Raw genomic sequence first — 25,457 nt, forward strand, 5'->3', positions numbered from 1 at the left:
ATGTCTGATTACAAGTTAAGTCATTTACAGGAGCTGGAGGCCGAGTCTATCCACATCATCCGTGAGGTAGCCGCCGAGTTCGAGAATCCTGTTATGCTTTATTCCATCGGGAAGGATTCTTCCGTGATGGTCCGTCTGGCCGAGAAGGCTTTCGCTCCGGGTAAGGTTCCTTTCCCGTTGATGCACATCGATTCGAAATGGAAGTTTAAGGAGATGATAGAGTTCCGTGATTCTTATGCGAAGAAATTCGGCTGGAACTTGATCGTGGAGTCTAATATGGAGGCTTTCCACGCGGGCGTGGGCCCGTTCACGCATGGAAGCAAGGTGCATACGGACTTGATGAAGACGCAGGCCTTGCTTCATGCCTTGGATAAATATAAGTTCGACGCCGCTTTCGGCGGCGCCCGCCGTGACGAGGAGAAGAGCCGTGCGAAGGAACGTATCTTCTCGTTCCGCGATAAGTTCCATCAATGGGACCCGAAGAACCAGCGCCCGGAGTTGTGGGATATCTATAACGCCCGTGTGCATAAGGGCGAGAGCATCCGTGTATTTCCGCTATCGAACTGGACGGAGCTGGATATCTGGCAATATATCCGTCTGGAGAATATCCCGATCGTTCCCCTGTATTTCGCCAAGGAGCGTCCGTGCGTGGAGATCGACGGTAATTTGATCATGGCGGACGACGACCGCTTGCCGGAGCAATACCGGGACCAGATCCGTATGCGTATGGTCCGTTTCCGTACGTTGGGCTGCTGGCCGCTGACCGGCGCCGTGGAGAGCGAGGCGGATACGATCGAGAAAATCGTGGAGGAGATGATGACCACGACGAAGAGCGAGCGTACGACCCGTGTGATCGACTTCGATCAAGACGCTAGTATGGAGCAGAAGAAACGGGAAGGGTATTTTTAACACAGAAGAGACATGGCAGATACAAAATTAAATATAAAGGAATTCCTAGATAAGGACGAGCAGAAGGACCTGCTGAGATTCTTGACCGCCGGCTCGGTGGATGATGGCAAATCGACCTTGATAGGCCGATTGCTGTTTGATAGTAAGAAAATATACGAGGATCAGTTGGATGCCTTGGAGCGTGACAGCAAGCGTATGGGCAACGCCGGCGAGCATATCGACTACGCTTTGTTGCTGGATGGCTTGAAGGCCGAGCGTGAGCAAGGTATCACGATCGATGTGGCTTATCGTTATTTCAGCACGAACAACCGTAAGTTCATCATCGCCGACACCCCGGGGCACGAGCAGTACACCCGGAATATGATCACGGGTGGTTCCACGGCGAATCTGGCGATCATCTTGGTGGATGCCCGCACGGGCGTGATCACGCAAACCTGCCGTCACACCTATCTGGTATCTTTGCTGGGGATCAAGCATGTGGTGCTGGCCGTGAATAAGATGGACTTGGTGGACTTCGACAAGGATACGTTCGACCGGATCGTGGCGGATTATAAACGTTTCGTGGAGCCGCTGGATATCCCGGATATCACGTATATCCCCTTGTCGGCCTTGGATGGCGATAACGTGGTGGAGAAGAGTGATCGCACGCCTTGGTACGAGGGTACATCTTTATTGGATTATCTGGAGAACGTGCCTATCGACTTGGATCGTAACTACGAGGACTTCCGTTATCCGGTGCAATACGTGTTGCGCCCGAATCTGGATTTCCGTGGGTTTAGCGGCAAGGTGGCCAGCGGTATCGTGCGTAAGGGAGATACGGTGATGGCGTTGCCTTCCGGGAAGACCTCGAAGGTAAAGAGCATCGTCACCTACGAGGGTGAGTTGGAGCAGGCTTTCCCGCCTCAATGTATCACGATCACCTTGGAGGACGAGATCGATATCTCCCGTGGGGAGATGCTGGTGCACCCGGATAACTTGCCGATCCGCGACCGTAATTTCGAGGCCATGCTGGTGTGGATGGATGAGGAAGCCATGGACGTGAACAAGCAGTTCTACATCAAGCAGACCACTCATACGACACGTGCCCGTGTGGATAGTATCCGCTATAAGGTGAACGTGAACACGATGGAGCAATCTTCCGTGGATCATCTGGAGCTGAACGAGATCGGCCGTGTGGTATTTACTACCGGCAAGGAGTTGTTCTTCGATCCGTATAGGAGGAATAAGCAGACCGGCTCGTTTATCTTGATCGATCCGATTACGAATAATACGTCCGCCGTGGGTATGATCATCGACCGTGTGGACGCTAAAGATATGGTGACGGAAGACGCTTTGGCTACCTTGAACCTCCCGGAGATGGGAATCGGAGAGGAGCATTATGAGGCGATCCGTAAGGTTTGTGAGGAGTTGGGCCGGCAGGGCGTATCTGTGAAATGTATAACGGAAAAACGATAGGATATGGGATTGTTGGAGTTTGATAAGCTGCCGATCAATACGTTGGTCGGGGCGGATTGGGATACGTTCAGGAAGGTGACGGCCCGGCAGCAGATAGACAAGGGCTTTAAGGGTAAGTATCGCCTTACGACCGGTGTTTGCCGCCTGTTGAGCGCCTTGAAGCCGATCGAGGATAGCCGGTTCAAGAAATTGGCCGATAAGCCGCTGGAGATGGACCCCTTGTTTATCTTGGGGCATTGGCGGAGTGGTACGACCTTTGTACATAACATCTTCGCCTGCGATAAGCATTTCGGTTATACCACGACGTACCAGACGGTATTCCCGCACCTGATGCTCTGGGGGCAGCCTTTCTTCAAGAAGAACATGGCTTTCTTGATGCCGGATAAGCGTCCGACCGATAATATGGAGTTGAAGGTGGATCTTCCGCAAGAGGAGGAGTTCGCCTTGTCGAACATGATGCCTTATACATATTATAATTTCTGGTTCTTCCCGAAACGCTGGATGGAGTATTGCGATCGTTACTTATTGTTTAACGATATCACGGAGGAGGAGCGGCGGATCTTCATGGATACTTTCATGCGTCTGGTTAAGGTTTCCCTCTGGAATACGAACGGTACGCAGTATTTGAGCAAGAACCCACCGCATACGGGGCGTGTGAAGACATTGCTGGAGATGTTCCCGAACGCTAAGTTCATCTACTTGAAGCGAAATCCGTATACGGTATTCGAGAGTACCCGCAGTTTCTTTACGAATACGATCCAGCCATTGCGTTTGCAGGATATCACGAACGAGCAGATCGAGGCGAACTTCATCGAGGTATATCGCCGTCTTTTCTATAAGTACGAGGAAGAGAAGCACCTGATACCGGAAGGCAATCTGGTGGAAGTGAAGTTCGAGGATTTCGAGAAAGACGCTTTCGCCATGACGGAAAATATTTACGGGTCATTAAACTTACCCGGCTTTAAGGAGTCTAAGGCGGATATAGAGAAGTATCTGGGCAAGAAGAAGGGCTACAAGAAGAACCAATACAAGTACGAGGATCGTACGGTGCGGCTTGTAGAGGAAAATTGGGGCATGGCCTTGAAGGAATGGGGCTATAGCTTATAAATAAAGGGTTAGATAGGTATTAAATTGATAGAGGGATGGGTTTGAGTTTAAGAAAGAAAGCGTTATTTTTGGCAATCGCTTGTATGCCTCTGTCCGTGGTTCTCGCGGACGGGGATGGGGTGACATCGGAGAATGTGGTGCCCTTCGCTTATGGAGACATGGATAATTGGATTGTCCGTGAGATTCATGAGTCTGGCATTATCGGGGGAAATACGAAATGGCTTTATGAGCTGGGGCCCTCGGATACGATTGTCGGTAATACGGCGTTTCGTAATATGGGCGGTTCTCCGTGGGCTACTTCCAACGTGATGGCGAAAGTGGCGGGAGTGGTGAAAACCAATACGTCTGTTTTCCCGGAGAAACGGGGGGATGGGATGTGCGCCCGCATGGAGACCCGTTATGAGAGCGTGAAGGTTTTCGGTTTGGTGGATATCGAGGTGATCGCCGCCGGCTCCGTTTTCTTGGGTACGGTGCATGAGCCGATCAAGGGAACAAAAAACCCCCAAGCGATGTTACAATCAGGAGTGCCTTTCTCCAAGAAGCCGAAAGCGTTGCGGTTTGATTATAAGGTGAAAGCCGCTCCCGAGAAGAATCGGGTACGTAGTACGGGGTTCAGCCGTAAGAGTACGGTGGCCGGGCAGGATTCCTTGGCGGTGATCTTGTTGTTGCAGAAACGATGGGAAGACGCGGAAGGGAATGTTTATTCCAAGCGGGTCGGTACGATGGTGCAACGCTATACGGAATCTACCCCTGATTGGGTAAATGACGCTACTTACCCGATCCTTTATGGAAATATAACATCCAAGCCCGAATATAAACCGTATATGCGTATACAAGTAGAGGAACGTTATACGTTAAATAGTAAAGGAAAAAGCGTTCCTATCCAAGAGGTAGGCTGGGCGGAGCCGGGCGAGGCACCTACGCATATGGTGTTGCAGTTCACCTCCAGCCACGGAGGGGCCTATATCGGCTCTCCGGGAAATACGTTTTGGATAGACAACGTAGAATTAATATACTAATATGGTCGAAGCAAAGATAAAAGCCCTGCGTGATGAGCTGGAGCGGCATAATTATAATTATTATGTGCTTTCGGCACCGACAATATCAGACTTTGAGTTTGATAAGATGATGAAAGAGTTGCAGGAACTGGAGGCGGCGCATCCCGAGTTCGCCGATCCGGATTCCCCGACTCGGCGAGTGGGGAGCGACCTCTCGAAAGAGTTTGAGCAAGTAGTACATAAATATCCGATGCTTTCGTTGGGTAATACGTACTCCGAGGATGAGATCCGAGATTTTTATGATCGTACGGTCCGCTCCTTGAATGAGCCTTTCGAGATTGTGGCGGAGCTTAAATATGATGGCACTTCTATCTCTTTGACCTATGAGAAAGGACGCTTGACGCATGCCGTGACCCGTGGCGACGGTACTCGTGGTGATGACGTGACGGCGAATATCAAGACCATCCGTTCGGTTCCATTAAGACTCCGGGGTTCTGATTTTCCGGAGGAGTTCGAGATCCGTGGCGAGGTATTGCTGCCTTGGGCGGAGTTCGATCGCTTGAATAAGGAGCGGGAGGAGCAGGAGGAACCCTTGTTCGCCAATCCTCGCAATGCCGCTTCCGGTACGTTGAAACAGCAGAACCCGGCTATCGTGGCCTCCCGTAAGCTGGATGCTTATTTCTATTATTTATTGGGTGAGAACCTGCCGGCCGAAGGGCATTATGAGAATTTGCAGGCGGCTCGCGCATGGGGTTTTAAGATTCCGGACGTGATCCGTAAATGCCAGAGCCTACAGGATATATTCGATTATATCGCATATTGGGATGTGGAACGTAAGAACCTGCCCGTGGCGACGGATGGAATCGTGTTGAAGGTAAACTCGCTTCGTCAGCAGAGGAACTTAGGTTTTACGTCGAAAAGCCCTCGCTGGGCGATCGCTTATAAGTTTCAGGCGGAGCGTGCCGAGACTCGCTTGAACTCGGTCTCTTTCCAAGTGGGACGGACGGGGACGGTTACTCCGGTGGCGAATCTCGAGCCCGTATTGTTGGCGGGGACGGTGGTGAAGCGGGCTTCCTTGCATAACGCCGATATTATCGAGGGGCTTGACTTGCATATCGGCGACCAAGTGTATGTGGAGAAAGGCGGGGAGATCATCCCGAAGATCGTGGGAGTGAACGTGGAGGCTCGTTCGATGCTGATGGGGGATAAGGTCCGCTTTATCCGTGTGTGTCCGGAGTGCGGGACTCCTTTGGTGCGTCCGGAGGGAGAGGCGGCGCATTACTGTCCGAACGAGTCGGGCTGTCCTCCTCAGATCAAGGGGCGTATAGAGCATTTCGTGACCCGGAAGGCGATGAATATCAATATAGGACCGGAAACGGTGGAGGATTTGTACAACGCCGGTTATGTAAAAGACTCGGCGGACTTATATACGTTGACGGTTGCCGATTTATTGCGTCTGGAACGGTGGGCGGAGAAGAGCGCCCAGAATCTGATGTCGAGTCTGGAGGAATCCAAGCAAGTTCCTTTTGAGAGGGTCTTGTTCGGTCTGGGGATTCGTTTCGTGGGAGAGACGGTCGCTAAACGCTTGGCCTCGGCTTTCCACTCGATCGAGGCATTGGAGCAGGCGTCCTTAGAGGATTTGGTAGCCGTGGACGAGATTGGCGAGCGGATCGCCCAGAGTGTATTGAGTTATTTCTCGGACGAGAAGAACCGTACGTTGGTGAACCGATTAAAGGAACAGGGCTTGCGGATGGCGGTTTCCGAAGAGCAATTGGCGAACCGTTCCGAGAAGTTGAAAGGATTGACGATCGTGATCAGCGGGACATTTTCCAAGCATTCACGTGACGAGTATAAGGCGATGATTGAGCAACATGGCGGCAAGAATAGCGGCTCCGTCTCGGGGAAGACCGATTATATCCTTGCCGGCGAGAATATGGGACCGGCCAAGCTGGAGAAAGCGGCGAAGCTGGGTGTGAAGATTATCAACGAGGATGCGTTCTTAAATATGCTGGAATAATGTTTACGAATTATTTTATCAAGAAGAAGATACAGGCTTTAGTGTCGGACGCTGGGGGGCGTCCGCGTCGTTCCCTTTCCTTGGATGAGGCACGTTCGCTTTTGGTCTTGTATAATATGGAGGATCACGAGGACGTCATGAGGGCCTTGGAGCCTTTGCGCAAGGCGAAGAAGGACATCAAGACGTGTGTGTATGTGCCGTCCGAAGGAGCGGATATTCCTTTCGACGATTCCAATATTCCTGTACATATAAAGAACGATCTCAACGCGTGGGGATTCCCTTCAGATAGTGTCTTGGAAAAGGTGGGCGCTCTCAAGGCGGATATCTTGATCGATATCACCCGGCCGGGTTGTTATGCCTTGCAATACATCGCTCTCCGGCATCCATCCGCCTTCAAGGTCGGGATTAAGTATCCGGGCCAAGAATGGTACGACTTAGGCTTGACTGTAACAGATAAGGACGATATTCAGTATTTATTCGGACAGATATTATTTTATTTGCGTTCCATCCGTGCTAAATGATATAATTTCCTTATTTTTGCAGTGCTAAATAACAAAAAGGAATATTTTCCCCATGGCAGACATAAATTTAAAAGGAATGGGTGTGGCGTTGATCACGCCATTCAAGGAAGATGAGAGTGTAGATTACGAGGCGTTAGGCAAGCTGGTGGATTATCAGGTGCAGAACGGTACGGATTATTTGGTAGTGCTGGGAACTACAGCGGAAACCCCTACACTTACGGAAGAAGAAAAGAAAAACATTATAAGCTTGGTAGTGACTCGTGTACGGGGCCGTATCCCTATCGTATTAGGCGTGGGAGGTAATTGTACACGGTCGGTTGTCGAGAAGTTGAAGACCGATAATTTCGAGGGTATCGACGCTATCCTCTCGGTCGTACCTTATTATAATAAGCCTTCCCAAGAAGGGATTTACCAGCATTACAAGGCGATCGCCAACGCTACTCATTTACCGATCGTACTCTATAACGTGCCGGGGCGTACGGGCGTGAACATGACGGCCGAGACTACGCTTCGCATCGCCCGTGAGTTCGATAACGTGATCGCCGTGAAAGAGGCTTCCGGCAATATCACCCAGATGGATGATATCATCAAGAACAAGCCGGCCCGTTTCAACGTGATCTCCGGTGACGATGGTATTACTTTCCCTTTAATGACATTAGGTGCGGTGGGAGTGATCTCCGTGATCGGTAACGCCTTCCCTCGTGAGTTTAGCCGTATGGTACGTCTGGCCTTGGCGGGTGATTATGATAGCGCACGTACGATCCATCACAGCTTCACGGAGCTGTTCAGCCTGTTGTTCGTGGATGGAAATCCTGCCGGAGCGAAGAGTATGTTAAATATGATGGGCTTTATCGAGAATAAGCTTCGTTTGCCTTTGGTTCCTACACGTATCGTCACGTATGAGAAGATCCGTGAGGTGTTGCGACAGTTGAGCATTAAGTGCTGATCCGCTTTTAACGGTAACGATTCTTATTATTTATATAGGATAACAAAAGGGGCTTCATGTGTCATAGAGGGCATGTGAAGCCTTTTTCTATAGATATGCTCCAACTCCTCATACCGATACTTCAACCTTGATTTCGGTCACTTCATTATTTTATGTCGGGCAGACAAACGCTTACCTTTTATTTTTGTAACCATTATATTAAATAAATGAAGTGATGTTTAAAGCGATTGTCCATTTTTCTATTCAGAAGAAACTATTCGTTGGGTTGACAACCTTGTTTCTGCTTCTGGGAGGGATCTATGCCATGATGACTTTACCGATAGATGCCGTACCGGATATAACGAACAATCAAGTGCAAATCGTGACGGTATCGCCAACCTTGGCCCCGCAAGAGGTAGAGCAATTGATCACCATGCCTATCGAGATAGCGATGAGTAATATCATGAACGTGGAAGAGATCCGCTCCGTTTCCCGCTTTGGCCTGTCATTGGTAACGGTCGTGTTTAAGGAAAGCGTGCCTACCTTGGATGCCCGCCAACTTATAAACGAGCAGATACAGACCGTGGCGGGAGAAATCCCCACGGAACTGGGTACGCCGGAGCTGATGCCTATCACGACCGGCTTGGGTGAGATTTATCAATATGTATTGAGCGTGAAGCCCGGTTATGAGGAGAAATACGACGCCATGGAACTCCGTACCATTCAGGATTGGATCGTGAAACGGCAACTGAGCGGTATACCGGGTATCGTGGAGATCAATAGCTTTGGCGGCTATCTGAAACAGTATGAGGTGGCGGTAGATCCGGATGCCCTTTATTCCTTGAATATTACGATCGGCGAGGTGTTCGAGGCGCTCAACCGGAATAACCAGAATACGGGTGGCAGTTATATCGAGAAAATCAATAAGGCTTACTACATCCGTAGCGAGGGAATGATCGGTAAGATAAAGGACATCGAGCGCATTGTGATCACGAACCGTGGAGGGATACCGATTCATATAAGCGATGTCGGCTCGGTTCGCTTTGGTTCCGCCAAGCGTTTTGGAGCCATGACAAAGGATGGCGAGGGAGAGTGCGTGGGCGGTATCGCCATGATGTTGAAGGGTGCGAACGCCAATGTCGTGACCAAGGAACTGGAGGCACGGGTCGAAAGGGTACAGAAAATGTTGCCGGAAGGTGTTCGTGTAGAACCTTATTTGAATCGTTCCGAATTGGTAGACCGAAATATATCCACCGTGATCCGTAACTTGATGGAGGGAGCGTTGATCGTCTTTATCGTATTGATCATCTTCTTGGGGAATGTGCGGGCCGGCTTGATCGTGGCTTCCGTGATCCCGTTGGCGATGCTTTTCGCTTTTATCTTGATGCGTGTTTTCGGGGTCTCCGCCAACCTGATGAGTTTGGGGGCCATCGATTTCGGTATCGTGGTCGATGGATCGATCGTTATATTGGAGGGGATGTTGGCGCATATCTATTCGAGGCGGTTGATGGGGCGTACGCTCTCTGCCGAGGAGATGGACCGGGAGGTTGAGGCCGGAGCCGGTCATGTCGCCCGGAGCGCTACCTTTGCCGTATTGATCATTTTGATCGTCTTCTTCCCGCTACTTACGCTGACCGGGATAGAGGGCAAGTATTTTACCCCCATGGCGAAGACCTTGGTATTTTGTATTATCGGGGCTTTGATCCTTTCGCTCACCTACGTGCCGATGATGGCCTCCCTGTTCCTAAAGCGTACGATCTCTTCGAAGCCTACATTCGCCGATCGTTTCTTCGGGAAATTAAACGGGGTTTACAGGCGTACGCTTCATTTCTGTCTGCGTCATATCTGGGGAACGATCGCTTGTTCTTTCGCGGCTCTGGCTGTGTCCCTTTTCTTATTCACGAGGTTAGGGGCGGAGTTTATCCCTACGCTGGATGAGGGGGATTTCGCCATGCAGATGACGCTTCCCGCCGGTAGTTCCCTGACGCATAGTATCGAGCTATCGAAGCAAGCGGAAGAGACCTTGATGAAGAATTTCCCGGAGATCAAGCATGTGGTAGCCAAGATCGGAACGGCCGAGGTTCCGACCGACCCGATGGCGGTGGAAGATGCGGATATCATGATCGTGATGAAACCTTTCAAGGAATGGACCTCGGCCTCCAGCCGTGCGGAGATGGTGGAGAAGATGAAGGCTTCCTTGGAACCGATTACGGGGGCGGAGTTTAACTTCAGCCAGCCGATCCAGCTTCGCTTCAATGAATTGATGACGGGAGCTAAGGCGGATATCGCGATCAAGCTATATGGAGAGGATATGGCGGAGCTTTATAAGAAGGCGAAGGAAGCCTCTCTTTTCGTGGAGCAAGTACCGGGAGCCGCCGATGTGATCGTGGAGCAGGCGATGGGGCTACCGCAATTGGTCGTACACTACGATCGTGCCAAGATCGCCCGTTACGGGATGAATATAGAGGAGTTGAACACGATCATCCGTACGGCTTATGCGGGAGAGGCGGCGGGTGTCGTTTTCGAGAATGAGCGACGTTTCGACTTGGTGCTTCGTCTGGATAACGATAAAGTGGCGGATCTGAATTTGGATAAGCTCTTTGTACGGACTGCCGAGGGAATCCAGATCCCGGTTAGCGAGGTCGCTACGATCGAGCTGGTCAACGGGCCTCTACAGATTAACCGGGATGCCACGAAACGCCGTATCGTGATCGGGGTGAATGTCCGTGACGCTGATATCCAGAAAGTCGTGCGTACTATCCAAGAAACCCTTGACAAGCATATCAAGCTGGAACCGGGATACTACTTTGAGTATGGCGGCCAGTTCGAGAACTTGCAGAATGCGATCGATACGCTTACGATCGTGATACCGGTCGCCTTGTCATTGATCTTATTGCTATTGTTCTTTGCCTTTAAGAGTGTTACCTACTCGCTGGTGGTATTTTCTACCGTCCCGTTATCCTTGATCGGGGGTATTCTGGCACTTTGGTTACGAGGGTTGCCTTTCAGTATATCGGCGGGGGTCGGCTTTATCGCCTTGTTTGGCGTAGCGGTTTTGAATGGTATATTAATGATTAATCATTTTAATAACTTACGAAAACAAACTAAATATCAAATGACAACGAATCGTATCCTCGCGAAAGGATGTCCGCATCTACTTCGCCCCGTATTCTTGACCGGCTTGGTAGCTTCTCTAGGATTCGTGCCGATGGCGATAGCGAAGTCCGCGGGTGCGGAGGTGCAACGTCCGTTAGCGACGGTCGTGATCGGAGGCTTGATTGTCTCCACGATCTTGACGTTGATTATTATCCCGGTATTTTATCGGTTGGTAAATAGCTCGGCCGCTTGGAAGCGCCAACGCTGGTTGAAGCGCCTATTGCCGTTTCTTCTTTTTTTAGGTATCTTATTCCCCACGCATGCCCAACAGACGGTGTCGTTGGAAGAAGCCGTGACGATCGCCTTGGAGAATCATCCTCGCCTGAAGACTGCCACGGCATCCATTGAACGTAGTCGTGCTTCACGGGGAGAGAGCTGGGAGGTGTCACCGACCACCTTTAATTATTCATGGGGACAGATCAACGGTGAGACACGAAACGACAATCAGATGGAGATCACGCAATCCTTAGGCTCTCTATTGACCCCATTTTATAAGAACGCCTTGGTGAACCGTCAAGTCGCCACGGGAGAATATTACCGGGACTTGGTGAAGAAGGAGATTACGGCCGAGGTAAAACGGGCATGGGCTTATTATCAATATGCCTTTCATCTATGTGCCTTGTATAAAGAGCAGATCGAGTGGGCCGGACGTTTGCGAAAGGCAAGTCAGTTGCGTTATGAGCAAGGGGATATCACGCTATTGGAGCGGAATATGTCATCTACCTTGGTCGCCGATCTGCAAACCCGTTTGTCGCAGGCGGAGGAGGAGTTGCAATTGGCTGCCCGTCGTTTCTCATGGACTTGTTATTCGGATTCCCCATTGCTGCCTATGGATACGACATTGGTTTTATTCCCCGCTCGCGTAGCCGAGATCGCTCCGTCCGATATCCATCTGAATTACTTCCGGAGCGTGGCCGATGAGAAGAAAGCCATGCTTCGTATCGAACGGAGCCGTTTCTTCCCGGAACTATCGGTAGGATATGTGCGTCAGAAAATAGCCCCGTTGAGCGGTCTGGACTCTTGGATGGTCGGGATCTCGTTCCCGGTATTGTTCTTCCCGCAGCATAGCCGGGTAAGGCAAGCGAAGATCGATTCCTATATCGCCCGTACGGAAGCGGAGAGCAACATCCGTCAATTGAACAATAAGGTGGAGGAGTTGAGCGTCGCGCTTCGTAAGGAAGGAGAGCATATCCGCTATTATACGACCGGCGCTTTACCGGAAGCGGATGCTTTGTTGAAGAGCGCGACGGTACAGTTCAAAGAGAGCGAGACAGATATCACGCAGTTTGTTCAAAGCCTGAACGCCGCCCGGGAGATCCGGCGGGGATATATCGAAGCCGTATATGCCTATAATATATCGGCGCTTGAGTTGGAGTTGTATAGTAGATAACCAGAAAAATAGTATAAGATGAAAAAGATATGGATTCCTGCGGTTCTTATGGCATTGGCCGCATGCAGTATGACAAACAACGCGGAGAAAGGACAGGGCGATTCGCAAGACATAACTACCCGGCCCGCTATTACTCAAGTAGCAGAAAACGTACCGTCCGAACCATCCGTGGATAGCGTAGAGGTGGATGGGATTTCCTCGGCAACGGCCCTTCCGAATCACTCCTCTTTCAACGGGATCATGGTAGTTCCCCCGCAGCGGCAGGCTACGGTTACGTTGACGATGGGAGGCACGGTTCATGCTACTACGCTGCTTCCGGGCGATTATGTGAAGAAGGGCTCGGTGATCGTCAGCTTGGAGAATCCGGATTTTATCACGTTGCAACAGACCTATTTGGATGCCCATGCCCAAACGGAATACTTAGAGGCTGAGTATAAAAGGCAACAGCGTTTGAGCGAGCAAGAAGCGGCCTCGCAAAAACGTTTCCAGCAAAGCAAGGCGGATTATCTTTCCATGAAGAGCCGTCAAGATGCCGCCGCCGCGCAACTTGCTATCCTAGGTGTCTCCGCCGGCGATCTTCTGGAAGACGGTATCCAACCTTATTTGGAGGTAAAAGCGCCATTAAGCGGTTATGTCGCCGGGCTGTCCATTAATCTCGGTAAATACGTGAACGCGGGCGAACCGATCTGTGATGTGATCGATAAAGGCGAGACTCTCCTTTGCCTAACCGCTTATGAGAAGGATTTAGCGGACTTATCCATTGGGAACCAAGTACAGTTCCGGGTGAATGGAATGGGGAAGGAGACCTTCCACGCGGTCTTGATCTCGATCGGACAGGAGGTGGACGAGACGAGCCGTTCCTTGGAAATGTACGCTCGGGTGAAAGAGACGAATCCCCGTTTTCGTCCCGGTATGTATGTTTCCGCACGGGTAGAGAAGAAATGACTATCTTTGCCTTCATGAAGAAAATGAATATAAAGAATAAATATGTGTTCTCGTTGGTCATCATATCGATCATGGTGGCCTTCTTGATCCATTTCCCGGAATTGGTGTCGTTGTTTGACGTTACCGGGCAGAACGCTCTTTTTCCGGATATGTCGGTATTGGATGTAGCGAATGAGGTCTTTTTCACCTTCGTGTCCCTCTTACTGTTGTTTGCGATGAACACGTATGTCTTTGGTTTCAATCGGCAGAAAGCGCGTATCTCTTGGCAGAAGGTCCTTATCTCGTTCGTAATGACTTGGTGCGTGAATAATTTATTAGGAAAAGGTTTCGTGTTCTTGCACCATCAGTTTGATATTCCGGCGATCGACGCCTTGGTGCATCATTATCTGCATCCGTTGAGGGATTTTATCATGTCGTGTGTCGTTACGGGGAGTTGCTATATGATTTACCTGATTCGTCAAAGCCAGCAAGTACAGGTCGAGAACCAGCAATTGCGGGCGGAGAATCTATTGAACCAATATGAGGCCTTGAAGAGCCAGCTTAATCCTCATATGTTATTTAATTCCTTGAATACGCTCCGTTCCTTGATCCGGGAGACTCCCGGGAAGGCACAAGAATATTTGCAGGAGTTATCCCGTGTCTTACGTTATACCTTGCAAGAGAATGAGTGCCGTAGTGTTACTTTACGGGAGGAGATGGATTTCGTGAACGCTTATATCTTCCTTTTGAAAATGCGCTATGAGGATAATCTAGTCTTCGATATAGACTTAGGGAAGGAGCACGAGTCTAAGCAACTGCCTCCTATGTCGGTGCAGCTTTTGATCGAGAACGCCGTGAAGCATAACGAGATTAGCAACCGTCATTCATTGACCATTTCCGTTCGTTCGGACCATGATTCCTTGACGGTTAGCAATCCCATCCAACCGAAATTGACACATAGCGGAGGCACCGGTATTGGCTTGGTGAACCTGAGTAAACGTTATAACCTCTTGTATAAGAAAGATATTTCCATAAAAGAAGATGCTAGTATATTCAGCGTAACAATCCCTTTGGTATGAAAGCTTTGATAATAGAAGACGAGAAAGCGGCTGTCCGTAATTTGATGGCATTGCTGGGAGAGGTTGATCCGGATATCGAGGTGATCGATGTCCTAGATAGTATTACGGATAGTGTCGAATGGTTTCAATCGCATCCAATGCCGGAACTTATCTTTCTGGATATCCATTTGGCGGATGGCTCGGCTTTCGAGATCTTCGGCCATGTAGATATCTCTTGCCCGGTCATTTTCACGACAGCCTATGATGAATATGCGCTGAAGGCGTTTAAAGTGAATAGCGTAGATTATCTGCTGAAACCGATCGATGCGGATGATATACGGAAAGCTTTGGATAAGCTGTCACGGTTACAATCGACGGCTGTGGAGAAAGAAGCGATCGATTATTCCGCTGTCATGCAAGCCTTGAAGCGGGTGGAAGGATATAAAACGCATTTCTTGATCCCTATGAAAGGGGATAAGCTGCTACCTGTTTCCGTGGATATGATCTTATTTTTCTATATAGCGGATGGAAATGTAAAGGCGGTGATGACGGACGGGAAAGAATACCTTTTCACGCAGACCTTGGATGAGCTCGCCGATAGCCTTGATCCCGCCTTGTTCTTCCGGATCAATCGTCAGTACTTGATATCCAGAAAGGCGGTGCAAGATATCGATCTCTGGTTTAACGGACGCCTTGCGATCAATTTGATCGTACCGACCTTGGACCGTATATTGGTTAGCAAGGCGAGAGTGCCGGATTTCAAGACGTGGTTTACGTCATGATGGATTATCAAGAGGGTTGTAGGGATGGAGTACGATGAACCGGGCTCCATGCTTATACGTCGGGTCTAATTGAATGGAGCCACCTAAATGCTCGATAATTGTTTGGCTGATGGATAACCCTAAGCCTGTACCCTGTGCATATTCATCTACCTTTTCGAAACGCTCGAATATGGCTTTCTGCTTATCCTCCGGTATTCCACATCCGGTATCGGTTACGGTGATACGTACATGCTGCTTGTCCTCATCTATTTGATAAGATAGGTTGATCTCTCCTTCTTTCGTGAACTTGCAGGCATTGGTCAATAAGTTTATCAATAATTGTTGGAGACGTATCGAATCTGTCTGGATATGTAAGGGGTCTTCAGAAGGTGTATAGGTCAATTGAACACCCGGAAAGACCCGGTGCTCTACACTTGCCAAAGCGTTCCGGCAACAATCTGATAAGCTTGTCTTCTCTATAATGAACTTCATATTCCCGGATTCTAGGCGAGAAAGGTCAAGAATGTCATTTATCAGATTAAGTAATAAATAAGAGTTATTGTTGATAATGGAGAAAAACTCTTTCTTTTCGCCAGCGGAAATAGATTCATCGGATATTAATTCCGAAAAGCCGACAATTGCGTTAAGTGGCGTACGGATCTCATGGCTGATATTGGCGATAAACGTGCTTTTCATCTGGTTGGCGTGTTCCGCTATCTCTTTGGCTGTACGAAGTTGACGCTCGGACTCTACTAAGGCTTCCTTGTCTTTCATAAGTTCTCGTTGGTAGCGGCGTGCGGAGCGATAGGACTTGTATACGATGTATAGCATCACTAAAAGAACGATCGATACTACGAGTAGAATAATCATTAACAACCTTTGGGTATGCAGTTGTTGTTCACGTAGCTGTAGCTCGTATGCCTGCATCTCTTGATTGTTTAGATCATGTAATGTCCGGAGCTGATTGATCTGCCGGTTGAAGGCCTCGTCATGCAACATTTTGGTATGTTCTACAACTTCTCTACTAAATGCGAGCGCTTCTTTATAACGTCCCAATGCTTCAAGTATCTCGACTTTCAGCTCCGAGGTTCGTATATCTTCTTCTGTTAATTTATTTGTGTCTATGATATTCAGCGCCTTTCCATACTTACCTATTAAATAATAATACTTGGCGAAAACGAAGTTGTAGCAGAATTCCGTATAATCATCTCCGGTTTTCTCTACGATCGGTGTCGCCTTCAACAAGGTCTCCAATGCCTGCTTGGGCTTGTCTTGAAGGACATACATATCCGCATAAAAAACATACATTAGCGCACGGCAACGATCCACGGGGAATGCGGTGCCTTGTTCTTCATTCTCTCTTTCCCTATCTTGGATCATTTCATCGTAACGGGTTAATAATTCCTCGGCCTCGGTGAAATGGTCGGTTCGTAGATAAGATTCGATGAGGTTTCCCATGTATTGCATCTCGAATTTCGGATTGTCACCTCGTTTCTGTAATAAATCGAGACCTTCCCGATAAGCTACTATCGCGTCACTATCCCGATGTATTTCTTGATAGATTAAACCTAAGTTCTCATTGCAACAAATCAATCCATATTCACTCTTTGTATCACGGGCATAGTTGTATAGGCTGATCGCCCCGTTCATCGCTAACTCATAATTGCCGTCCCATAGATCCATTTGGCAAATGAATCCTCGCGCATCGAATAATGCGTCCGGAACCTCATTCTTGGCCGCGGCCAATGAATCTATCTTATGCGACCAGTAAATCAGGCTATCCCTGTTTTGTATATTGTAATAATGGCGGGATAAATTGGCCCATGCGTAATATAAGGAAGCATGACCTTTCGAAGTGGAGCTTGCCACATCTGCCATTTTGTTTAGGTAAACAATCTCCTTGGGCATTTGCCTGTACATTGTCGCTAAATCCTTATATAACTCGATCTGTTCATTTATGGCTGGCGAGGACTTTAATAGGGATAAAAGGCTGTCTTCCCTTTGTTGGGTAGTATAGGTGTTTTCCCCTAAAGAAAACATTGGGATCATTAAATAGATAAATAATACTAAATAGGTATTTCTCATGATATTGTATGATGTTCAATACAAAAATACATTTTAATATTAAATATCAAGCGTATGTTATGGAATTTTAGAGGTCTGCCTTATAGTTTCTTTTTCAAAGTGAAGAAAAAAGTAACCCCTTTTCCCGGACTGCTCTTCGCCGATATTTGTCCTTTATGGAAATTAACCCCGTTTTTAACGATGGATAATCCTAATCCGGTTCCTCCGATCTTACGACTGCGTCCCTTGTCTACCCGGTAGAAGCGCTCGAATATGCGATTGATATGTTCTTCCGGGATACCCACTCCATTATCGGAGAAGCTAAAGTAATAATATTTAGGATCTTCTTTATAGCAGTTGACGGTAATCCTTATGTTTTCTCCCGCATAAGCGATCGCGTTGTCATATAGATTCCGGAATATGGAATAGAGTAGGGAGTTATTCCCGAACACGGTCGGATCTCCCGGGAGGATAATTTCCGACGTGATGTGTTTTTCTTCCATATCTTGGGAGCATTCTTTTTGTATCTCGGCGATAAGCTTCGTGATATTTACTTCCGTGAGGTCGAACATCTCGGATGCCTCGTCAAGTCTGTTTAATACGGAAATATCTCGTAATAATCCTGTAAGGCGGGTACTTTGGGAATAACAACGTTCCAAGAAAAATTGACGTTTGTCCGGACTCAAATCTGGGTTGGATAGGATTGTTTCCAAATACCCTTGAATGCTGCTGACCGGTGTTTTCAGCTCGTGAGAGACGTTCTGCGTAAGCTGTCGTTTCATCCGGCTTTCTTCTTCTTGACGGGATATATCATTAATAGAGATCTCATAACTATTATCGAGGAATAAAATACATTCGATCAAGAATATTTTACCGTTCTTGTCAATAGTCACGGACTCTCTTAATACTTTCTTTTTCCGATTCAGATTCCGGATATTCTTATTCAAGAAGGTACGGATTGGTTCTAATTCGGCTATATCAGTAACGTCTTCCACTTGGTGGATCTGGGTGTCGGATATGACATTTATGAATTGAATGAATAGGATGTTAGAAAGAATCTCCCGCCCTTCACTCGTAAACATAGCGAATCCTTCCTTGGAATATTGGAAATGTTTGATAAGCTTTTCCCGTTCCATGGATAACTCGTTTTTCGCTTTCTGCTGCCGATGGTATAAGGTTACGATATTCTGTGAGATATCACCTAGTTCATCATTCGGGAAAACATAATCGACCGCAGGCATTCGATCTTTCTCTACGTTTAAGGCGAAATCCCTTAGTTTGGATATCGTTTTACCTATGCTGAAAGTAAAACGGGAAAGGACAAAGAAGAAAATCAAGGTCATCAATGCCATGAAATAAATGAAGTCCTTGTTTACCGTCAATATCCCTCTTACATATGGATCATAGGGCAGGGCTGAGCGGTAAATATAACCTCCTATATTTGATGCCGAATAGAAATACCTTTTTCCCGTAGATTCCGAGGAACGGATAGCGAACCCTTCATTATATAATCGGGCTTTGCGTACCTCGCTCCGGTCGTTATGGTTATTAAACTCGTCCGTCCCGCTATTATCAAACAATACGTCGCCAGATGGATCTATAATGGTTACCCGCAAATCCTTTTGAGGGATGTCGTCCATGAAACTTATTACGGTCTTGTTGATGTCCGTACTTTGTTGGCATTTGCGGAATAATTGGTAATTATAGTTACTCAACACATTGTTCAACTTTTCTTGTGCGAACTCCCTTTCCCGCTGATATTGGAATAGCAGGAAACAGACCGTAAAGCCCAAGAACATAAAAAAGACCGACCAGAAAAGCCGTTGGCTAAACGGTATCCGGTGTCTTTTCTCACCATCTATCTTTACCATGATTCAGCGACAATATTAGCATTCAAAACAATAACCGAAACCTAAGCGAGTTACGATGTTCTTTCCATAAGGACCTATTTTCTTACGTAACCGGGTGATGTTGACATCGATGGTACGGTCTAGAACATATACCTCGTCTTTCCAGATGCGAGACAGTATTTCCTCTCTGGAGAAGACGTTCCCTTTATTTTCCAATAGAAGTTTTAGTATCTCAAACTCTTTTTTGGTCAATGGAACTTCCACCCCGTCTACCGTAGCCTTGATGCGTTTCGTATCAAGAGCTAATGTCTCATACTCGAGTTTCTCAATCTCTTTTTCTTTTGATTTCTCGGAAGTTCTTCTTAGTACGGCCTTAACACGCGCTATCACTTGGCGGATGGAGAAAGGCTTGGAGATATAGTCGTCCGCCCCGAGATTGAACCCTGTGAGCATATCGTTCTCCGTATCTTTGGCCGTGAGGAAGATGATAGGGGTATTGGCCGTCTTCTCATCTTGTCGCAGGATACGTGCCATCTTGAAACCGGAGATTTCTCCCATCATGACATCCAACAACAATAAATTGTAAACGGTCAGATCCTTTTTCAATGCCTCTTCCGCACTATAGGCGGTATCTACTTCATAACCTTCTATTTCTAAGTTGAATTTAAGGATCTCACACAAATCCTCTTCATCATCCACTACAAGAATACGAGTTGTTGCCATAAGCTGTTCTGTTTTTAAAAGAGTGCCTTACGGCTCTCCATATACAAATATAATTATTTTTGGCAAAGAACGGATATTCTTATTTCGGAGAAATGAAATATATGTTACATTGCTGTTAAGATCGCTCATATGACATTTCTGCCGCAGGATATGTGTTAGTATAATAGATCATTAGGGATGCTACTTCCTATAATAATTATAATCCGTGACAAAACCCTCGCAAAGCCAGTTGGCCAAGGCTTGCCGATTGTTGCTGAGGATGATCCGTTGTTGGTCGTATTGGTTTTGTATGTTGCCCAATTCGACGAATACGGAGGTCGGGGTCGTGTGACGTAATACATATAAGTTACGATCGTCTACCGTGCCCGAGAATCCCCGGCCCGGCTGGTGGCGGTTGTATTTGCGCGAGAAAGTGGATTTCATCGTTTTAGCCAAGCGCTTGCTCGCTTGATCCTTGGGCTTATGATAGAAAAAGACATCGGTCCTTTGATGTCGGCTCCGGCTGTCCACATGGATGAATATCGCTCTCTTATAAGTTTCTTTATCTTTCCGGCTCAAGCTGTTTATCTTGGCGCAACGCTGATCCAGACGGCTTACTTGGCTGAGGGGGATCGGACTACCCATACAAGTTTCCCGTTTGCTGTTATTGAGGAATTGCTGGTCACGTATTCCGTCCTTTGCGTCTTGGATGATAATATGTACCTTTGCGCCTCGCGTTAAAAGATTGCGTGCCAGACGTAGCATGATGTCGTAAGCGTATTCATCCTCATGCAATTCATGGGAGCCCATTTTACCGATCGCCCCGGGGTCCGGACCGCCATGACCGCTGACCAGATAAAAGCAAGCTCCCTTTAAATCGGAAGAGGTTACTTTGTAACTGGCTAGCGACTTGCCGAATAGGGGCTGATAATTCTTCTTCTGAGGGGCGGAGGCGAGCGGAGGCAAGGTATATTTTACGCCCATGCGCAGAGTGTTATTTTTACCCAACTTCCCTTTATTAAGCTCGATAAACTCTTTCTGATACGTCCCGCCGGTACGGTTGAAGCGTTTGAGAAAAAGAGTGATGCCCTCTCCGTTTTTCGGATACGCCTTTTCTTGGGCAGTCAAGGAACCTGTATATACGAGAGCGATAATAAAGAAGAAAATACGGATACTATGTTTCACAGACATCTTAAAAATTGATTCTACGCCGTAAAGATAATTAAATCAACCTATAGTCAAAAACGATAATTTATAAAAAGAATCAATCAACCCATAAATGAGAGGGAGGATATCCTATTATAAATTTCTTTGGTTAATTGAATATCATAGGATGCGTCATGCAATTTAGCGGAATCTATTTGTATACCTAAAGCCCTTGCCACCGTTTCCTGCTTGAAATCTGTCATCTCATGCCGTTTGCGCATCAAATGCTGGGTAGACAATACCATTACGTCGATCGAGTTCACCCAGAACCATGAGTAGAAATAATTATCTCCGTTCTGTACGAAGAAGGCTTTCAAGAAGTGATTATCGAAAGAGGCGTTGTTGTATCCTACGAGGAAGAACTTGTCTTTTTTATCAAATTTGTCCACGTATTTGGACAGCATGTTCACGAATTTAACGTACACCTCTCGCATGGGAGGATAAGCTTGTATCTGTTCCTTGGACACGTTGCAAATGCGAAGCGCTTCTTCCTCTATCTCACATTGGGGATGTGGGCAGACATTGAAATTAAAAGATTCCTTCGTAACCCCATCAATTACGATCTCCCCACTTATTTGGTGGACGCCATTTCTCCAGTATTTTATGCCGGTAGTCTCTAAATCAAAAAAAAGTAGTTTCATAAATGCTTTTTGGTATAGGATGCAAAAGTAAGTTTTTTTATTCTTAAATGAGAGGATCTATAAGGTTTTCTCCGTTTATTTTATTATCTTTGCGAAAGTTTGAGTCTAGAATCATTATCGACATAGTTCTTCTTTTTATATTATTATTAAGCGGATCTCTCCTTTAATCATCAATTCTCACGCTAAGTTAGTATAAACAACGCTTCACGGAACGTGAGGCCCTAGTATAAATTAAAATCGACTGTATGGCAAAATACGCATCATTTGGTAAACGTGAAAACGAGAAAAAGAAACAAGCCCGCCGAGTAGAGAAACAGAACAGGAAAGAGGAAAGAAAATCGTCCGGCAAGGCGACTAGCTTTGAGGATATGATCGCTTATGTGGATGAAAATGGGATGATCACCTCTGTCCCTCCCGAACTTCGTCAAAAAGAAGAGATAAATCAGGAAGATATCTTGATCTCGACTCCTAAGAAAGAGGATGTGGCTCCCGTTATCTTAAGGGGCAGGGTAGACTATTTTAATGAGGCAAAAGGGTTCGGGTTTATCCGTGACTTGTCGGGGACGGAAAAGTATTTCTTTCACGTGAACAATGTTGTGGATGATATCTCCGTGAACGATATCGTGACGTTCGACCTTGAACGTGGCGACAGAGGCTTAAGTGCCGTGAATGTTTGTCTTGAAAATAAATAATAATACTTACCTTTGCGGCCGAAACAATTAATAAAAATATAATATGTCTGTCGCAAAAGTAGATGATAATAGAAAGGTGACCACACATCGCCTGATAGAGATGAAGCAGCGTGGCGAGAAAATATCCATGCTTACCGCCTATGATTATTCGATGGCGAAATTGATCGATCAAGCAGGAATGGATGTGATCTTGGTGGGAGACTCCGCTTCTAACGTAATGGCTGGAAACGTGACCACTTTGCCGATTACGCTCGACCAGATGATTTACCATGGTAAATCGGTCATGAAAGCGGTGAATCGTGCGCTGGTGGTGGTAGACCTGCCTTTCGGTACGTACCAAGGAAACTCTAAAGAAGCCTTGGCCTCCGCTATCCGGGTGATGAAAGAGACGCATGCCGATTGTATCAAGTTGGAAGGCGGGGCTGAGGTTCGGGAATCTATCGAACGTATCTTGTGTGCCGGTATTCCAATTATGGGACATTTAGGATTGACGCCGCAATCGATCAATAAATTCGGTACGTATACGGTACGTGCCCGTGAAGAGGCCGAGGCTAATAAACTGATCGAGGATGCCCATTTGCTAGAGGAGATAGGTTGTTTCGCCTTGGTGTTGGAGAAGATCCCGGCGGAGTTGGCGGCTCGTGTCGCTTCGGAGCTTACGATCCCGGTTATCGGCATTGGCGCCGGTGGAGGCGTAGATGGTCAAGTGTTGGTTATGCATGATATGCTCGGTATCAATCAAGGCTTTTCTCCCCGTTTCTTACGTCGCTACGCTAATTTAGGGGAGGAGATTACCCGTGCCGTACAAGCGTACATCGAGGACGTGAAATCTCAAGACTTCCCGAACGAGAAGGAGCAATATTAGAAACAGAATACATGAGATCTCATTTGCTAATAGGTGCCGCTTCGTCGGGAAGCGGGAAGACTACTTTTTCCTTAGGATTGCTTCGTGCCTTGAGAAATCGCTCTTTACGGGTGCAGCCTTTTAAGTGTGGGCCGGATTATATAGATACTCGTCATCATAAAATGGCGGCTGGTTGCGCTTCCGTGAATTTGGATGGTTTCATGATGTCGGAAGGGCATATCAAGGATTTATATGCCCGGTATACCTCGAATGCGGATGTAGCCGTGACCGAAGGGGTGATGGGGCTGTTCGATGGCTACGATGCCATGCGAGGGAGTAGTGCGGAGATCTCCGGTTTATTGCGGATACCGATCGTATTGGTGGTGAACGCTAAAAGTACGGCTTATTCGGTAGCTCCCTTGCTTTATGGCTTCCGGAATTTTCGGAAAGATCTGAATGTCGTGGGGGCGGTATTTAATTTCGTGGCGTCGGAGAGTCATTATTCTTTCTTGAGACAAGCGTGTGAGGATGCGGGTGTGGAAGCGTTAGGCTATCTACCGAAGTGTGCGGATGTAGAGATCCCGAGCCGGCATTTGGGGTTGTCGTTGGATGAGGATTTTTGCTTTGAGGAGTTTGCGGACCGGGTTGCTTGCTTGGTGGAGGAGCATGTGGATATTGACCGCCTGTTGGCAATCACGGCTTTGCCAGAGCGACAGCCAGTTCCTCGGGTTAAGGAAGTCATGAGGACTGTTTCAAAGGCAAACTTAAATATAGCCATTGCCCGTGATCCCGCTTTTAATTTCTCATATGAGGAAAATATACATTTCTTATCTACTCTAGGCAAGATTACCTATTTCAGTCCATTGAGGGATGATTGTTTACCGGAGGCCGATTTTGTCTATTTGCCGGGTGGATATCCCGAGTTGTATTTATCGGAGTTGAGTATGAATTCCGGGATGCGTGAATCGATTCATTCCTTTGTGGAAGTGGGGGGCAAGTTGCTGGCGGAATGTGGGGGGATGATGTATCTCTGTAAAGAGATTATCGGTACGGATGGGAATGCCTATCCAATGGCCGGTGTATTACCACAATCCGCCACGATGGAGAACATGAAGTTACGTTTAGGGTATCGGACTTTATGCTATAAGAATGATGTCTTACGAGGGCATGAGTTCCATTATTCCCGGATCGTGCCTATGGAAAGCCCGCTGCCTTCGGTAGCGAAAGCCTTTACGGCGAAAGGAGGTCAAACGGATACCCCGCTATATCGCTACAAGAACGTATTGGCGGGGTACACGCATTTATATTGGGGAGATCCCTGTCAGAACGATTGGTTTATTGATTTTCTGTATGGGGAAGCCCCAGATTGTTCTCGATAAACATTTTCAATATATTGATGGCGATCTGGTTGCTTCCTCCTTCGGGTATAATTAGGTCGGCATATCGTTTGCTAGGCTCTATAAATTGCAGGTGCATAGGCTTTAGTACCCGGGTATAGCGTTCCATTACCGCTTCCGCCGTGCGTCCTCTCTCGATCATATCCCGTTGGATCACACGGATAAGACGTTCGTCCGAATCTGTATCGACAAATACTTTCAAGTCCATCAAGTCTCGTAATTGAGGGTCGCATAAAGCGAGGATCCCTTCGATGATGACAACATCACGAGGCTCGATATGAATGGTCTCGGGCAATCGGCAGCAGGTAAGATAAGAATAAGTCGGCTGCTCGATGCATTTCCCCTCTTTCAGCAAGGTGACTTGCTCTGAGAGGAGCGGCCAATCAAATGCGTCGGGATGGTCGAAATTAATATATTGACGTTTCTCTACCGGCACATGGCTGTTATCTTTGTAATAAGAATCTTGAGGGAGTAATACGACCTCACCGGGAGGTAAACTTTCTATGATCTTTTTTACCACTGTAGTTTTCCCGGAACCAGTCCCGCCCGCTATACCTATAATTAGCATGATTTCTTATATTAATCCATATTTATGTTTATAAATGCAAAGGTACTAAATATTTATAGTGGTAGTATTTCGCTATTAATAGAAAAAACGAGATAAAAAGAGCTGAATTCTATGTTGTATAGCATGTTTATCTTAAATAAGGTTAATGGGTGAGCTTTTCTTGTTGGAAAATTATGCTGCATAACATAAAGTCTCTATATTTGCACTGTGTTTTTCATGGTATTAGATTTAAGGTTAACAATGAGATTGGCTGTCCGTGACGGATGGCCTTT

At 47.3% G+C, this 25,457-nt stretch carries 20 protein-coding genes; 14 read left to right on the forward strand and 6 right to left on the reverse strand.

Annotated features, from left to right (window positions below; translation table 11 throughout):
• The 11 genes from cysD (at position 1) to D7V92_RS07955 (ending at position 15,242) form a co-directional block, all read left to right on the forward strand.
• Positions 1–909 (forward strand): sulfate adenylyltransferase subunit CysD, encoded by a 909-nt coding sequence (cysD, locus tag D7V92_RS07905; RefSeq protein WP_005857432.1) that lies wholly within the window; start codon positions 1–3, stop codon positions 907–909.
• 12 nt (positions 910–921) lie between these two features.
• The gene (cysN, locus tag D7V92_RS07910) at positions 922–2,364 is read left to right on the forward strand and encodes a sulfate adenylyltransferase subunit CysN (protein ID WP_005857430.1); all 1,443 of its coding nucleotides are present in this window, start codon (positions 922–924) and stop codon (positions 2,362–2,364) included.
• Positions 2,365–2,367: 3 nt separating this feature from the next.
• Positions 2,368–3,471, forward strand: a complete 1,104-nt coding sequence (locus D7V92_RS07915) for a sulfotransferase (RefSeq protein ID WP_005857428.1) — start codon at positions 2,368–2,370, stop codon at positions 3,469–3,471.
• A gap of 35 nt (positions 3,472–3,506) precedes the next feature.
• The gene (locus D7V92_RS07920; RefSeq protein WP_008772341.1) at positions 3,507–4,490 is read left to right on the forward strand and encodes a PCMD domain-containing protein; all 984 of its coding nucleotides are present in this window, start codon (positions 3,507–3,509) and stop codon (positions 4,488–4,490) included.
• A gap of 1 nt (position 4,491) precedes the next feature.
• Complete coding sequence (gene ligA, locus D7V92_RS07925) at positions 4,492–6,486, forward strand: NAD-dependent DNA ligase LigA (protein ID WP_121772636.1); 1,995 nt, start codon at positions 4,492–4,494, stop codon at positions 6,484–6,486.
• A complete protein-coding gene (locus D7V92_RS07930; protein ID WP_121772637.1) occupies positions 6,486–7,007 on the forward strand; it encodes a hypothetical protein in 522 nt (173 codons plus the stop codon). The genes ligA and D7V92_RS07930 overlap by 1 nt, the downstream gene beginning before the upstream one ends.
• Positions 7,008–7,059: 52 nt before the next feature.
• Positions 7,060–7,953, forward strand: coding sequence for a 4-hydroxy-tetrahydrodipicolinate synthase (gene dapA, locus D7V92_RS07935; protein ID WP_005857419.1), 894 nt, complete (start codon positions 7,060–7,062; stop codon positions 7,951–7,953).
• Between the two features lie 214 nt (positions 7,954–8,167).
• On the forward strand, positions 8,168–12,478 hold the full coding sequence (locus tag D7V92_RS07940; protein WP_121772638.1) for a CusA/CzcA family heavy metal efflux RND transporter: 4,311 nt from the start codon (positions 8,168–8,170) through the stop codon (positions 12,476–12,478).
• Positions 12,479–12,496: 18 nt separating this feature from the next.
• A complete protein-coding gene (locus D7V92_RS07945; protein WP_121772639.1) occupies positions 12,497–13,423 on the forward strand; it encodes an efflux RND transporter periplasmic adaptor subunit in 927 nt (308 codons plus the stop codon).
• Complete coding sequence (locus D7V92_RS07950) at positions 13,420–14,481, forward strand: sensor histidine kinase (RefSeq protein WP_121772640.1); 1,062 nt, start codon at positions 13,420–13,422, stop codon at positions 14,479–14,481. The genes D7V92_RS07945 and D7V92_RS07950 overlap by 4 nt, the downstream gene beginning before the upstream one ends.
• Positions 14,478–15,242 carry a LytTR family DNA-binding domain-containing protein gene (locus tag D7V92_RS07955; protein WP_057316961.1) on the forward strand — a complete coding sequence of 255 codons (765 nt, stop codon included), beginning with the start codon at positions 14,478–14,480 and terminating at the stop codon, positions 15,240–15,242. Before D7V92_RS07950 ends, D7V92_RS07955 begins: the two co-directional genes overlap by 4 nt.
• Here D7V92_RS07955 and D7V92_RS07960 read toward each other — a convergent pair.
• From D7V92_RS07960 to D7V92_RS07980, 5 genes are all read right to left on the reverse strand, one after another.
• Positions 15,237–17,306, reverse strand: a complete 2,070-nt coding sequence (locus D7V92_RS07960) for a sensor histidine kinase (protein ID WP_121772641.1) — start codon at positions 17,304–17,306, stop codon at positions 15,237–15,239. The genes D7V92_RS07955 and D7V92_RS07960 overlap by 6 nt on opposite strands.
• 80 nt (positions 17,307–17,386) lie before the next feature.
• Positions 17,387–19,156: an ATP-binding protein gene (locus tag D7V92_RS07965; protein WP_005862780.1), complete on the reverse strand. Its 1,770-nt coding sequence runs from the start codon at positions 19,154–19,156 to the stop codon at positions 17,387–17,389.
• 15 nt (positions 19,157–19,171) lie between these two features.
• Positions 19,172–19,858 (reverse strand): response regulator transcription factor, encoded by a 687-nt coding sequence (locus D7V92_RS07970; RefSeq protein ID WP_005857410.1) that lies wholly within the window; start codon positions 19,856–19,858, stop codon positions 19,172–19,174.
• Between the two features lie 180 nt (positions 19,859–20,038).
• Entirely contained in the window at positions 20,039–21,028 is a 990-nt protein-coding gene (locus D7V92_RS07975) for an N-acetylmuramoyl-L-alanine amidase (protein WP_008779768.1), read from the reverse strand.
• Between the two features lie 77 nt (positions 21,029–21,105).
• On the reverse strand, positions 21,106–21,684 hold the full coding sequence (locus tag D7V92_RS07980) for a 3'-5' exonuclease (protein ID WP_005857406.1): 579 nt from the start codon (positions 21,682–21,684) through the stop codon (positions 21,106–21,108).
• Between the two features lie 245 nt (positions 21,685–21,929).
• Between D7V92_RS07980 and D7V92_RS07985 the strand changes: the two genes are divergently transcribed.
• From D7V92_RS07985 to D7V92_RS07995, 3 genes are read left to right on the forward strand one after another with little or no spacing between them, the layout of a single operon-like run.
• Positions 21,930–22,376, forward strand: coding sequence for a cold-shock protein (locus tag D7V92_RS07985; protein WP_005857403.1), 447 nt, complete (start codon positions 21,930–21,932; stop codon positions 22,374–22,376).
• Between the two features lie 43 nt (positions 22,377–22,419).
• Positions 22,420–23,241, forward strand: coding sequence for a 3-methyl-2-oxobutanoate hydroxymethyltransferase (panB, locus tag D7V92_RS07990; protein WP_005857401.1), 822 nt, complete (start codon positions 22,420–22,422; stop codon positions 23,239–23,241).
• A gap of 11 nt (positions 23,242–23,252) precedes the next feature.
• Positions 23,253–24,599, forward strand: coding sequence for a cobyrinate a,c-diamide synthase (locus tag D7V92_RS07995; RefSeq protein ID WP_121772642.1), 1,347 nt, complete (start codon positions 23,253–23,255; stop codon positions 24,597–24,599).
• Here the strand turns inward: D7V92_RS07995 and udk are convergent.
• Positions 24,556–25,185, reverse strand: coding sequence for a uridine kinase (udk, locus tag D7V92_RS08000; RefSeq protein ID WP_005857397.1), 630 nt, complete (start codon positions 25,183–25,185; stop codon positions 24,556–24,558). The genes D7V92_RS07995 and udk overlap by 44 nt on opposite strands.
• Between the last annotated feature and the right edge of the window lie 272 nt (positions 25,186–25,457).

It is taken from the genome of Parabacteroides sp. CH2-D42-20 (assembly GCF_003670185.1).
GTDB lineage: Bacteria > Bacteroidota > Bacteroidia > Bacteroidales > Tannerellaceae > Parabacteroides > Parabacteroides distasonis.